This is a genomic window from Actinocrinis sp. (assembly GCF_035938995.1).
Lineage (GTDB): Bacteria > Actinomycetota > Actinomycetes > Streptomycetales > Catenulisporaceae > DASZGI01.
In genome coordinates this window covers 1-12,561 of sequence record NZ_DASZGI010000106.1, presented here as the reverse complement: position 1 = coordinate 12,561, position 12,561 = coordinate 1, and the positions used below count along the sequence as shown (strand labels likewise).

The following is a 12,561-nucleotide window of genomic DNA, read 5'->3' as shown; positions in this document are numbered from 1 at the left end:
ACCATGCGCCCAGATGTACACCGTCGCGGCTATAGCTAGTGTGGGCACAGTCACTGCGGGGTAGAGAGCCCCGCGCGGATCAACGTCGATCTGTGCCGAGCCGCCGCCGTCCCCACGTCGCCCGGAGGCCGACCATGGACGAAACCAGCCAGACCAGCGCCACCCGAGCAGAGGGAGCCCGCCACCGCGTGGTGATCGTCGGCTCCGGCTTCGGCGGCCTGTTCGCCGCCAAGGCTCTGAAGCGGCGCCGCGACGTGGAGGTCACGGTGGTCGCTGCGACCCCGCACCACCTCTTCCAGCCGCTGCTCTACCAGGTCGCCACCGGGATCCTGTCCTCGGGCGAGATCGCCCCGGCGACCCGGGAGATCCTGGAGCACCAGGCGAACGCGCGGGTACTGCTCGGGGAGGTCACCGAGGTCGACCCGGACACGCGGGTGCTCACCGCCCGGGCCCCCGGGCGCTCCGCCCCGTACAAGATCGGCTACGACAGCCTGATCGTGGCGACCGGCGCGACCCAGTCGTACTTCGGCAACGACCGCTTCGCCGACTTCGCCCCCGGCCTCAAGAGCATCGACGACGCGTTGGAGCTGCGCGGCCGGATCTTCGGCGCTTTCGAGCTGGCCGAGCTGGAGACCGATCGGGAGGCTCAGCAGCGGCGGCTGACGTTCGTGGTGGTCGGAGCCGGTCCGACCGGGGTGGAGATGGCCGGGCAGATCGCGGAGCTCGCGCACCGGGCGCTGCCCAAGGAGTTTCGCAACATCAACACCCGCACCGCGCGCATCGTGCTCGTCGACGGCCTGCCGCAGGTGCTGTCCACGTTCGGCGACCATCTGTCCGAGAAGGCGAAGCGACGCCTGGAGATGCTCGGCGTCGAGGTGCGGCTGGACGCCTTCGTCGACGACGTGGACGCGACCGGCATCACCATCAAGGAGAAGGACGGGCACCACGAGCGCATCGAGGCCCAGACGAAGATCTGGGCCGCCGGGGTCGCCGCCTCGCCGCTGGGCGCGCAGCTGGCCGGCAAGGTGGGCGCCGAGGTGGACCGGGCCGGGCGGGTCAAGGTGCTGCCGGACTGCACGCTGCCCGGGCACCCGGAGATCTTCGTGGTCGGCGACCTGATGGCGCTGGACAACATGCCCGGCGTGGCGCAGGTGGCGATCCAGGGCGGCCGGTACGCGGCCAAGCAGATCGGGCTGCGCCTCGACGGCAAGCCCGCGGCGGCGCCCTTCCACTACTTCGACAAGGGCAGCATGGCGACGGTGTCCCGGCTCTCGGCGGTGGCCAGCGTCGGGCGGCTGCGCTTCTCCGGGTTCGCCGCCTGGGTGCTGTGGCTGATCGTCCACCTGATGTACCTCGTCGGCTTCAAGAACCGGCTGACCACGGTGATGCACTGGTCGGTCAGCTTCGTCGGCCGCGGCCGGTCCGAGCGCGCGGTGACCGCCCAGCAGGTCTTCGCCCGGATCGCCATCCAGGAGGCCGCACAGGCCCAACGGGACTCCGAAGGGGCAGGACTCTGAGACCGCCCCGCCGGGGTATCAGAACGCGGACGAAACCTCACCGGACTCAGTAGCCACATCGCCTGTGTCGCCTCATGCGCGCTGGTAGCGTGGCGGCCACGCCGCACCCATGGAAGATCAGTGGCCGTCGTCGCACACGTGGAAGAACATGGGGCACAGGGCAACTCATCGAGTCCAAAAGGCACACGTCCGCATCGCCATTGCGACCGTCGGCTTCGTCGTCGTCGCGGGAACCGCCGCGGGCGCGGCCTGGCATGCCCGGCACTCCGCGTCCGGGCAGGCTGCGCGCACGGCGGCCAGTGCCTCGGCCGAAGCGACGCCGAATACCAATCCCTCGCTCGGGCAGCAGACCACCCAATCGGCGTCCGCGAGCGCGACCTCCTCCGCGAACAGCCACAACGCCGACACCCTCCCCGTCCCCGCGGGTGTCGTCCTCCGGCAGATCGACGGAGGCGCGGACTATTTCGCCAAGTGGCCCAACGGTTTCCCGGCGAACCCCGGCTTCGTGCCGATCGGCGTCTATCCGTCGGAAGCCAGTCCGGCCGACCTCGCCGCGGAGGGACTGAACTTCTTCACGCCGATGCGCGACGAGGCGGCCGGAACCTGGTGCCCGGTGTGGAGCAACCCGAACGGCAACGACATGACCGGCGTCGACGCGCAGGCCGGCTTCTACGCCGGCGGCGACTTCTACCAGGCGGCCGGTGGCAAGGCGTGGGGATCACGCGCCGCCTTCGACGTGTTCGGCGACGAGCTGGACGGCAACGCGAACAACTGGTTCGACTGCGTGCCGCCGACCATCACCGCGCACCGGCAGACGGGCGATTGGGGCGGCCTCTCGGCATCCGCCTTCGAGGCCGCCGAAGCGGCGTCGCGCGCTGCCGACCCGAGCCGTCCGACCTACATCCAGACCACTGTGACCTTCATCGACGGCAGCAGGAACTACCTCTATTCGCTCCCGCAGAAACAAGCCATCTGCGCCGGTGCGGACATCTTCAGCTTCGACGTCTACCCGCTCGTGCTGCGCGGCGGACACGTGTGGGACATGTACGACCAGATCCAAGAGGCCCGCAAAGACTGCCAGGACAGCCGACCGGTCATGGCGTTCACCGAGATCGATCACATGGACGGCGGATCGGCCTATCCCCGGCCCGCCCAGACATCCGCGGAAGTGTGGAACGCGATCATCGCCGGAGCGCGCGGAGTGCAGTACTTCGACCAGTACAAGGTCATCGCAGACGCCTCCTACACCGGCGGCGGCCGCTACCCGGCCGGAGCGATGTACGACGCCATCAAGACGACCAACGCGCAGATCGCGGCCCTCGCCCCGGTCATCAACGCGCCCTTCGCCGACGGATACGTCACGGCGAAGGGCTCTATGAGCGTGATGGCAAAGTATTACGACGGGCACTTCTACATCTTCGCGATCCCGCACGCGTCCGGATCGCAGACTGTGACTTTCACCCTGGCCGGTGCGCCTGGCGGCACCATCAGCGTTCTCAATGAGAACCGCACGATCGGTGCCGTGAAGGGCGTCTTCACCGACACCTTCGCCGACGAGAACACCGTGCACATCTACGAGATCAGTTAGCAGTCACGGCTAAGCGCTCGATGATCAGCGCCGCTCAGCCGCCGCAGTACGGCAACCCCGGCTGGGGCTGGTTGTCGCTGCCACCCGCGATGTCGACCGCGGAGACCCAGCCAAACGTGCCCTGGTCGTCCTCGGTCCAGCCCCACCAGTGGTTGGAGAAGCCGCCGTGGCTGTATTCGCCTCCTGAGGACTGGCAGTAGAACGGCTGGTCGCCCTGGTTCACCGTGCCGATCTGGTTCAGCGTGCCGGCCTGGTAGACCGGCGCTCCGCCGTCCCGCCCGATCATGCACTCGTACTGGCCCGGAGCGAGCGTCACGCAGCCGGAGCCGGGCACCGCCGCGGTGTACCGCAGATACGGCGAGACCGGAGCCATCGGCGTCACTTTCGACAGCGTGCCCTGCGGTGCCGCGCTCTGTCCGCCGGCCATGCCGCCTCCGCCGGCCATGCCGGGCATCTGAGTAGCGGGGGACTGGTGCTGCTGCATCCCGCCGCCGGCCCCAGACGAGCTGTTGCCCGCGGCCGCGCCCATGCCCGTCCCCGGCGCACCTGCGGCCGGCGGACTCGACGCGGCGGGCGCGCCGCCGTGGATGGCGTCGGCGCTCGGCATCGCGCCCACCGCGCCCGAAGTGGTCGCGGGCTGACGGCTGAGCACGATGCCCACCACCAGGCCCGCGATGATGCTCAGAATGAGGAACACCATGGGCATGCGGCGGCGGCGCGGCTTGTCCTCGATGTCCTGCGTTCCCTCGCCTGCCGCCGCCATCTGCGCGACGGCGTGCTCCCGCGCCGCCAGGCGCGGATTGCGCCCCTGCTCGGGCGCGTTGACCAGCAGGTCGCCGATGGTCGGTTCGGGCCCCTCGTTCGGCGTCGGATACGCGGTGGCCAGCGACTCCAGCCGCCCGGCCACCACCGCGGCCGAGGCCGGCCGCGCCGTCGGGTCCTTCGACAGCAGCCACATCACCAGCTGGTCGATCTCCGGCGGGATCTCCGGACGCCACTGGCGCACCGGCGTCGGGTCGTCGTACACCTGCCGGTTCAGAATCGTCAGGGTGTCCTCGCCGGGGAACGGTGGCAGCCCGGTGAGCATCGTGTAGAGCACGCAGCCGAGCGAGTACAGGTCGGAGCGCACGTCCGCGCGCGCCCCGGCGATCCGCTCCGGCGCCGTGTACGCCGGGGTGCCCAGGCTCTCCCCGGCCCCGGTCACCGAGTCCCCGGACTGCAGGAAGCCGGCGATGCCGAAGTCGAGGACCTTCACCACCCCGTCGTGGGTGACCATGATGTTCGCCGGCTTGATGTCCCGGTGCACCACTCCGGCCTCGTGCGCGCCTTCGAGCGCGCGGGCGATCTGCACCGCGACGGTGAGCGCGGCGCCGACCGGCATCGGCCGGCCGCCGCGCAGCTCGTCCAGATTGCACCCGGTGATCAGCTCCATCACCACGAAGTGGTGGCGCTGGTGCTCACCCTGATCGTAGACGCCGACGACGTTGGGGTGGTTGATTCGGGCGACCGCGATGGCCTCCCGGGTGAACCGGTCCGCGCTCTCCGCGCTGGACTGCGGTCCGCCGGAGACGAGCTTGACCGCCACGTCCCGGCCGAGCCGCTCGTCCCGCGCGGCCCAGACCTCGCCCATCGCGCCGAGGCCGAGCCAGCGCGAGAGCCGGTAGCGGCCCGCGATCAGCGCGCCCTCGTCGATCTGCTGGGGCTGGGAGAAGTGCTCGGTGCTGGTCACGTGCGATCCCCCTGGATCAACCTGGATTCAGAGTGCGTCCCGCGCCGGGGTGCGGTCCGGCGCGGGACAGGTGGTGGAGCGGTCCGGCGTGGCCTCAGCCGCGCAGCGGACCCACCGCTCCAAGCGTGTTGCTGCTGTCGTCGACGTAGTAGGCCCACTGGCCGTTGGAGCTGGCCGCGAGGTCGAACAGGGTGCCCGCGCCCGGCATCGAGCCGGCCATGGCGGTCGTGTCGAGCGCCTTGACCAGGACCACGCGGCCGGTCTGACTGACCGCGATCAGGTTGCCGTTGTTGCCGTTGACGATCAGGATGACCGCGCTGCGTGGCAGGATCACGATGCCCAGCGGCTGTTGCAGCAGGCCGCCTTCGGCGAGGGTGAAGCCGAGGCCGCCGCTCGACCAGCGGGTGGTGGCCCAGTGGACGACCGCGATCCGGTTGGACAGGCTGTCCGAGATGAACAGGTTGCTGCCCCAGACGGCGAGGCCGGTCACGCCTTGGACGAAGTTGTCCTTGCTCCACATCTCGGGCAGCCCGGAGGCGACGGTGTGGACCCCGACCAGGTTCCAGTAGCGCTGGCTGGTCCACAGGTCGAGGCGGACCACCGTGCCCTTGTTGACCTGCTGCCCGACGCTCGAGCTGCTCCACCCGTTGAGGATGTTGGCCACGAAGATCTGCACGCTGCTGCCGTGGTCGACCGCGGTCATCGCCCAAGGGCCGTTGATGCCGTGCCCGGTGATGACGGACACTGCCTTGCCCCAGCTGTTGAGCACGATCAGGCAGCCGGACTTGGCTGTGGCGTAGGTGCCGTCGGAGGCGGGCAGGCTGGCGACGATCACCCAGCCGTTCCTCAGCACGACGAGGCCGTCGGTCAGGCCGATACCGCCCGGGCAGGCGCTGGGCATGCGGGAGTTGGTCAGCCAGGAGAACAGCCGGGTCTTGTGGGTGGTCGGGTTGATCTCGACGATCGTCGAGCCCGTGCCCAGCGTGTTCGCCTTGTTGTTGTAGTTGCTGACCAGCACGTCGCCCTTGTACAGGTAGCCCATGTTCATCGGCACCGTGGCGACGCCGTATGGATTCACGTCCCCGTTTGACGGGACAGTCGACGACAGCGACGTGGTGGTCGTGGTTCCGGTGACGACGTTCTGCTGCATCCACGACTGGTTGCTCTGGTAGTAGCCCGCGGATTGGTAGCCGCTACTGCTGTCGCCCTTGTGGGACCAAGGCGAGGCGTAGGCCGTCGTCAGCGCGCCGCCGACCAGTACAACGGCGGTCATCGCTCCGATCCCGAGACGAACCTTCGTTCTCTGCATCATCTCGCTGAAACGCTCCTTGAGACTCGATCTTCCGGATATCCGGCTTCCGCGTCCTGGACGGTCAAGGCGCATTCACGGGAGCCGTCCGCGAAAGGTTCAAATCGGAGCGTCCAGTTCTGTCTCAAGCGCGTAACAGGGCGTGAGAGTCCAGGCAGCGCACCGATTCGCGGACCGGTTGAACCGATCCGGCGGGGTTCACCGTGCTAGCGGTCACGCGCGCTGAGCCATCAGGGCTCCGGCGCCGGAGAGAACTGAAAGGGCGTGATTGTTCGTGCGCCGACCAGTAGCCCGCCCACGTGGCCTGACGGGCGCCGCGGTGATGTTCGCCGCGGCGTCCGTCTGCGCGCTCGCGTCGGCCGCGCCCGCCGCAGCCAGTTCCGGGTACGGCCAGCTGATCGTGAACCCGGGCACCGTTTCGCCCGGGCAGACCGTCAGCATCCTGGGCACCTGCCCGAACAACGGCAGCCCGATGACCGGTGTCTTCTCCGCCGCGTTCGACGGCGGCCAGGCGTCGGTGAGCCAGGGCTCGGTGAACTTCACCGGCAGCGCCACGATCGCCAACGGCGTCAGCTCCGGCCAATACGAGGTTGCCGCGAAGTGCGGACCCGGCAGCCCCATGGTGGTGATCACCGTCGCCGGCGGTAGTGGTGGCACGATGCCCTCGACCCCGGCCGCGACCACGCCGGGCGGCTCGTCGTGGACCAGTACCGCCCCGTCCTCCGGGATGTCGCACAAGTACTACCCCTCGTCGCCCGCGTCGCTCGGGAATGCGGGAGCAGGGGCCATGGGCGGCGGGATGAAGCCCACCAAGCCCGCTTCGTCGGCGTCCGCCGGCATGTCGGCAACCGCGGGAGCGGGGGCGGCTGCCGGGTCGTCGGTGAACGCCGCGGATCCGCCGGTGACCAGCACCGGCATCATCCGCGTGGGCTTGGCGGGGTCCGGTCAGTCGAACATGACCACCCCTATCGCGGCGGCTGCCGCCGCGGCGATCGTGATCACCGGCGTGGTGGGCTTCCTGTTGCTCCGCCGTCGCCGCAATACCCCCGGTACGCACATTTAAGGAGCACGAGTGTCCGCATCCAGTCATCACAGGGACCGGCGGCAACCGCAGCCGCTGCGCAGGCCCACGAGGGCTGAGTCGGCCCGCGCGCGCAAGGAACTGCGCGGGTGGCGTACCCGGAAGCTCGGCGTGGTCCTCGCCGCCATGCCGGTCGTGGTCATCGCGGGGGTCGGGATCGCGATGGCGTCGCCGTTCCATCATCATCAACAGCAGATGCCGGCGGTAGCTGCGTGTGTCAGTAGTTCCGCGATGGGCGCGGCGAACACGAGCGCTGCGGCGGGCACGAACGGCACCGGCGCCGCGAACAATGGCACTGCCAACAACGGTGGTGCCGCGAACAACAACAACGGCGGCGCTGCGAACAACGGTGGCGCCGCCAACAACAACACCGGTGGCGCCAACAACGCTGCGAACGGCTATGGCGACGGCTACTCGAGCGGCTACGCAGAGCACTTGACGACGGTCCAGGACCACTACCGACACTCGCAGAGCCCGTCGGCCGCAGCGAACAACAACGGCGGCGCGGCGGTCACCACGAGCGCCGCCGCGAACGGCAACAACGGCACCACGAACAACGGCGCCACCGCCACGAACAGCGCTGCCAACAACGGCGGCATGGGCGCGGCGACGTCGAGCGCCGCCGCGGCCGGTACCACCACGAGCGCGGCGGCCTGTCCGACCAAGACCGCGGCTGCCAACACGACCACCACACCGGCCGCAGTCGCAGCCGCGACCCCCAACCCGAACTGCACCCTGATCGTGCCGGCCAACCCGCTGTCCGCACAGGGCCTCGCGACCCCGTATCAGCTGACCGCGACCAACGCGGCGATGGGCGCGTGCCACGAGGCCAACGCGAACCAGTCGGCGTTCGTGGAGGCCGCGGTCGTGAACAACGGCCAGATAACGCTCTACGATCCGCTGGTGATCGACCAGGGCACGCAGCCCGCGGCGCCGACGGTGCCCGCGAACGTGCCGGCCGGGTCGACGGTCGGAATCTGGTTCGGCTTCAACGGCACGAACCTGACGCTCCAGTCGGCCAACGGCACGAACGCCCTGAACCAGGGCAACTGCGTGAACGGGATGGGCGCCTCGATCTTCGGCCAGTTCGCCTACTGCAACGCCCCAGCGTTCTTCCAGTCGGCCAACGCCGCGATCCAGGGCGGCATGCTCACCGTGCCGCCGGTCGGCACGGCGAAGGACGGGATGCCCTGCCCGACCACCCGTGACTTCAGCCTGGTGGACCAGGACCAGAGTGACAACGTGGTCACCCACTACCTCGCCAACGCCAACGGGCAGATCGCGCAGATGAACGCCGCCAACATGGCCGCGCTCCCGAACGCGACCGACTTGGCCAACGGCAGCGACAACCTGCTGCTGAACAAGTTCGTCGACCCCGCTCTCGGCTGCACCCCGTTCACCGTGCCGGACCAGTCCAGCGACAACCAGCCCTCGGGCGCACTGCCGCTCGACGAGCTGTCGGCCGCCGCCAACCAGCAGGCCCCGATCGCGCTCGTGCCGCTCAACGACCCGATGACGCTGAACAACGCGAACCAGGACGCCGCCAAGACGAACCTGTACCGGGTCGGCGTCAACCAGTTGCCCATCGGTCAGGGCGGCGACAACGGCAGCGGCGCGACCTACTGCAACAACCTGTTCGGCACGCCGACGGGAATCACGCGGGTGTTCAACGACAAGGCCATCTTCATGAACGCGCCCTCGGTGGACGCCGCGATGGCTTCGAACCTGTTCACCTTCCTGGGTATGCGGGCCAATCAGTCCTTCACCAACCTCGGCTGCATGAACCTGATCAACAAGCCGAACCCGATCGCGTTGGCGATGACCGGCAACGTCGTCACCAACGCCGTGATGGTGCCGCTCGGCCAAAACCCGCCGAACCTCGGCGTGGCGAATGCAACCGGCGCGAACGGCACTGCGGCGACCGCGACGCCCACCCCGACGCCGTCGGCCACCACGACCCGTCAACCGAAGAAGGTTCACTGGTAGTCCGAGCCTTCTGGACCAGCTGATTCAGCGCAGCCACGCGGAGCGGTGCACATCGCCGTTCCGCGTGGCTCTGTGCTGTTCCGCGGCGGCCGGGCGGTCCCGGCTAGCCCGGAGAACGGTTAACCCAAAGAGCGCTCATCGGTAGCGGCTTCTCAGGGCTCGCGGTGCCAGGCTCCAACGACCGCAGCGATTCGCCGTAACCCTCAAGAAGAAGAATCACCCGTAGAGCGGCATAGGCCGTACCCACAGCGCAATGCGGTGAGGGCGGGTAATCCGGCTAACTAAGCCGGATTACCCGCCCTCACCGCTTCTTCTGGGCGCTTTCCTGTCTTCGCCTAACTCTTTGCCACGGGGATGTCCAACAGCGTCGTCCCGGTGGAGGTGACGACCTGGAACTTGACGATGTCGCTGGTGTCCATGGCCACCCCGCCCGGGATGGTCGCGGTCCCGCTCGACGGGGCCCACCACGAGCTGGCCACCGCGCGGTCGCCCTTGGAATCCACGGCGACCAGCGAGCAGTCGTCGCCGGGCGGCACGTTGTGCATGGTGACCTGCACCCAGCTGCCCCACTCGGTCGGCTTGTAGGAGATCGACCCGGTGATGCCCATCGCCCTGTTCGCCGCGTTGATGGTCTTGCTTCCCGGCGTCGACGCCGAGCCCGACTCCGCCGCGTAGACGCCGATGACCGCCGCTGCGGCGAGCCCGGCTCCGGTGAAGACGAGCCCCAGCTTCCGCAGCCCGCCGCCGGAGCGCGCCCCGACGAGAGTGCGGGACGACTGGTGTACCGCGGCGCGACGGCGTCCGTGCGTGGTTGGCAGACGGCTGCCCGCGCCCACGACGTCGAACGACCCGGTGCTCTCCACGGCGGCCGGCACGGGGCTCTCGCGAGACGCGGCCCGATCCAGCAGCCGGCTCAGCAACTCGTCGCCCGGGGGCACCGGCCCCGAGGCCATCTCGGTCTCGGTGATCCGCGCGAGCAGCGCCGGCACCGCGGCCAGCTCCCGGTACTCGGCCCGGCACGCCGGGCATTCGAGCAGGTGCCGTCGAACCTGGTCCGCCTCCACCGGGTCCAGCGCCCCGAGGGCGTAGGAGCCCAGCGCGACCCGCTGCTCAGGAGAGCACAGGCCCGCGTCGGTGCCCGGCGGACCGGGCGGCAGTCCGCCGCCGGCGCCAGGGCCGGATGAGTGTCGGTTCACGGCGTCACCCCCCGTTCCTCGCAGGCGAGCCGCAAGGCCCGCAAAGCATAGTAAGTCCGTGACTTGACGGTACCCGGCGGTATGCCGAGCTTCTCGGCGGCTTGGGCCACAGACGCGCCGTGGTAATACGTCTCCACGAGTACTGCCCGGTGCTCGGGCGACAGAACCGAGACGACCTCGGCCAGCTCCCAGGCGTCCAGGCTGCGCTCGTAGGGGTCGGCGCCGGTGTCCGCGAGCGACTGTGCCCAGTCCTCGCCGAGCCGGGCCTCGCCGACCTCCGCCGGACGCGTGCGGCGCGCCCGGATCGCGTCGATGACCAGATTCCGGGCCACGGTGAACAGCCAGTTGCGCGGCGAGCCGCGGGAGGGGTCCATCGCCTCGGGATGCGTCCAGGCGCGCAGCAGTGTTTCCTGGACCACGTCCTCGGCGGCAGGCCGGTCACCGTGCAGGAGCCGCAATGCGTAGCCCAGCAAGGGGCCCGCGTGCTCCGCATAGAGAGCGCGCAGCCGTTCCTCGCTGGTGCGCTCCGGTTTCCGAGCCTGATCCGCCTTCGTCGGCAGGGTTCTGCCGAAAGACCGGTTCAACAGATCAACTCCGGGTGGGTAGTGCCGCTGTAATGTGCTATCTGCCACGGAGCTCTCGCAAGGCCGCGCCGAACCTGCCGCCGATTCCGCCGCGTCGCTCCTCTTCGTAGCCCGGTGGTCCGACCTCCTGCATCTCGGGATTGACGGTCTGGGACGCCCGGCCGAGCCAATCGGCCCAGTCGTCGGTGAGTCCGTTGAACTGCGTGGTCGCGTCGACGCCGTACGCCGCCGCGACCGGCATCTGTTGCATTTGCTGCATCTGCGGCACGGGCTGCATCTGCGGTGGCATTTGGCCGAACGGCATCGCCGGCGCGGGCAGCGCTGCCGGCGGTTGCTGCTGCGGCTGGATGTACTGCGTCGGGGCCGGATAGGCCTCGGGCGCGGGCGGCAGGGCCGCCGGAGTACGGGCCTCCAGCGCGGCCTGGGCCTGCTGCTGCGCCGCGTACCACTGGTATGCCTGGTAAATCTGCTCGGGGGAGTACTGGGATGCCGCATCGTAACCGGAATAGCCCGGTTCCTGGTAATGCGCCGGCGCCATTCCCCGCTGGAATTGATCGGCCGCACCGCCGCCGAAGATCAGTACCGCGAACCAGTTCCCGGTACCGAGGAACTGCCCGAGCCACTGGACCAGCGCCTCCGGTGCGGCCTGCATGGCGAACGCGGTCTGGCCCGCGGCCGGCATGGGGAATGATCCGGTCGACGCGGGCGTCGCCTCCACGTATCCGCCGCCGTATACGTCAGGTAGCTGGTACGCGGGAGGTTGATAGGGGTCACCGCTCATGGCCACCAGATCCTCGTAGATCGGCGACCCGGTGATGTTCAGATCGGGCATGCTCGTCATGGGTGTGCGCCGTCGCCCCTCTCCGTCCTCCGCGAGTCGAAGGCGTTCCTTGAGGCGAATGCACGTACGGTTCCGCGTACCGGTTCAGCCGGCCGGGTAGGAATTCCCGTCCTGGCTCAGCACCGCCCAGACCGTGCGGCCGTGGCCCGGATCGGTGGCCACGCCCCAGGTGTGGGCGACCGCGCTGACCAGCAGCAGACCGCGGCCGTGTTCGTCGTCGCACTCGGCGGGGTCGGGGCGGCGGATCCGCGGCCCGGTGGGCCCGCCGCCCTGATCGGTGACCGACAGGTACACGGCGTGCGGGGCGGCCAGGCAGCGGCAGACGATCTGCGTGCTGTCAGTGTGGATCAAAGCATTGGTGAACAGTTCGCTGAGGATCAGCGCCACGTCGTCGCGCAACGCCTCGGGGACGTCCCAGCCGGCCAGGATCTTGCCGACCCGGTGACGGGCCTGCGCGACGCTGCTGCCGTGGGCGGGCAGCGCGAAGGAATCACTGTGCAAATGTTCATTGTGCAGATGTTCGTGGACACCCTCGGTCCGCCCGAGCGGCGCGAGCACTTCGGCCGTCGCGGTTCCGCTCACGGGCGCCGTCGTCACGGGGTGGGCCTTTCGGGGGGTGTGACGTGGGGTCGCCGTGGGGTGGGGTGATCTGACGTCACGTCACTCACTATGCTGTGCGGGGGTAACAGGAGGCAAGAGGCAGTCTGGATTTTGCAGAAGTGGTTGTGCA

Annotated in this window: 10 protein-coding genes; 4 read left to right on the top strand and 6 right to left on the bottom strand. The window is 69.3% G+C overall.

Annotated features, from left to right (window positions below):
• The first annotated feature begins 134 nt into the window (after positions 1–134).
• A complete protein-coding gene (locus tag VGZ32_RS07010) occupies positions 135–1,517 on the top strand; it encodes an NAD(P)/FAD-dependent oxidoreductase (protein WP_326885033.1) in 1,383 nt (460 codons plus the stop codon).
• A 109-nt stretch (positions 1,518–1,626) separates the two neighbouring features.
• Positions 1,627–3,105, top strand: coding sequence for a hypothetical protein (locus tag VGZ32_RS07005; protein WP_326885032.1), 1,479 nt, complete (start codon positions 1,627–1,629; stop codon positions 3,103–3,105).
• 34 nt (positions 3,106–3,139) lie between these two features.
• Here the strand turns inward: VGZ32_RS07005 and VGZ32_RS07000 are convergent, their stop codons facing one another.
• Positions 3,140–4,834 carry a serine/threonine-protein kinase gene (locus VGZ32_RS07000; protein ID WP_326885031.1) on the bottom strand — a complete coding sequence of 565 codons (1,695 nt, stop codon included), beginning with the start codon at positions 4,832–4,834 and terminating at the stop codon, positions 3,140–3,142.
• Between the two features lie 94 nt (positions 4,835–4,928).
• On the bottom strand, positions 4,929–6,107 hold the full coding sequence (locus VGZ32_RS06995; protein ID WP_326885030.1) for a hypothetical protein: 1,179 nt from the start codon (positions 6,105–6,107) through the stop codon (positions 4,929–4,931).
• Between the two features lie 310 nt (positions 6,108–6,417).
• Here VGZ32_RS06995 and VGZ32_RS06990 point away from each other — a divergent pair, with 310 nt between their 5' ends.
• Both VGZ32_RS06990 and VGZ32_RS06985 read left to right on the top strand, forming a co-directional pair.
• Complete coding sequence (locus VGZ32_RS06990; protein WP_326885029.1) at positions 6,418–7,206, top strand: hypothetical protein; 789 nt, start codon at positions 6,418–6,420, stop codon at positions 7,204–7,206.
• Positions 7,207–7,215: 9 nt separating this feature from the next.
• Positions 7,216–9,210, top strand: a complete 1,995-nt coding sequence (locus tag VGZ32_RS06985) for a hypothetical protein (RefSeq protein ID WP_326885028.1) — start codon at positions 7,216–7,218, stop codon at positions 9,208–9,210.
• A 335-nt stretch (positions 9,211–9,545) separates the two neighbouring features.
• Here VGZ32_RS06985 and VGZ32_RS06980 read toward each other — a convergent pair whose 3' ends face one another.
• From VGZ32_RS06980 to VGZ32_RS06965, 4 genes are all read right to left on the bottom strand, one after another.
• Positions 9,546–10,406, bottom strand: a complete 861-nt coding sequence (locus tag VGZ32_RS06980) for an anti-sigma factor (protein WP_326885027.1) — start codon at positions 10,404–10,406, stop codon at positions 9,546–9,548.
• On the bottom strand, positions 10,403–10,990 hold the full coding sequence (locus VGZ32_RS06975) for a sigma-70 family RNA polymerase sigma factor (protein WP_326885026.1): 588 nt from the start codon (positions 10,988–10,990) through the stop codon (positions 10,403–10,405). Before VGZ32_RS06975 ends, VGZ32_RS06980 begins: the two co-directional genes overlap by 4 nt.
• Before the next feature lie 37 nt (positions 10,991–11,027).
• The gene (locus tag VGZ32_RS06970; protein WP_326885025.1) at positions 11,028–11,831 is read right to left on the bottom strand and encodes a hypothetical protein; all 804 of its coding nucleotides are present in this window, start codon (positions 11,829–11,831) and stop codon (positions 11,028–11,030) included.
• A gap of 84 nt (positions 11,832–11,915) precedes the next feature.
• Complete coding sequence (locus tag VGZ32_RS06965) at positions 11,916–12,332, bottom strand: ATP-binding protein (protein WP_326885024.1); 417 nt, start codon at positions 12,330–12,332, stop codon at positions 11,916–11,918.
• Between the last annotated feature and the right edge of the window lie 229 nt (positions 12,333–12,561).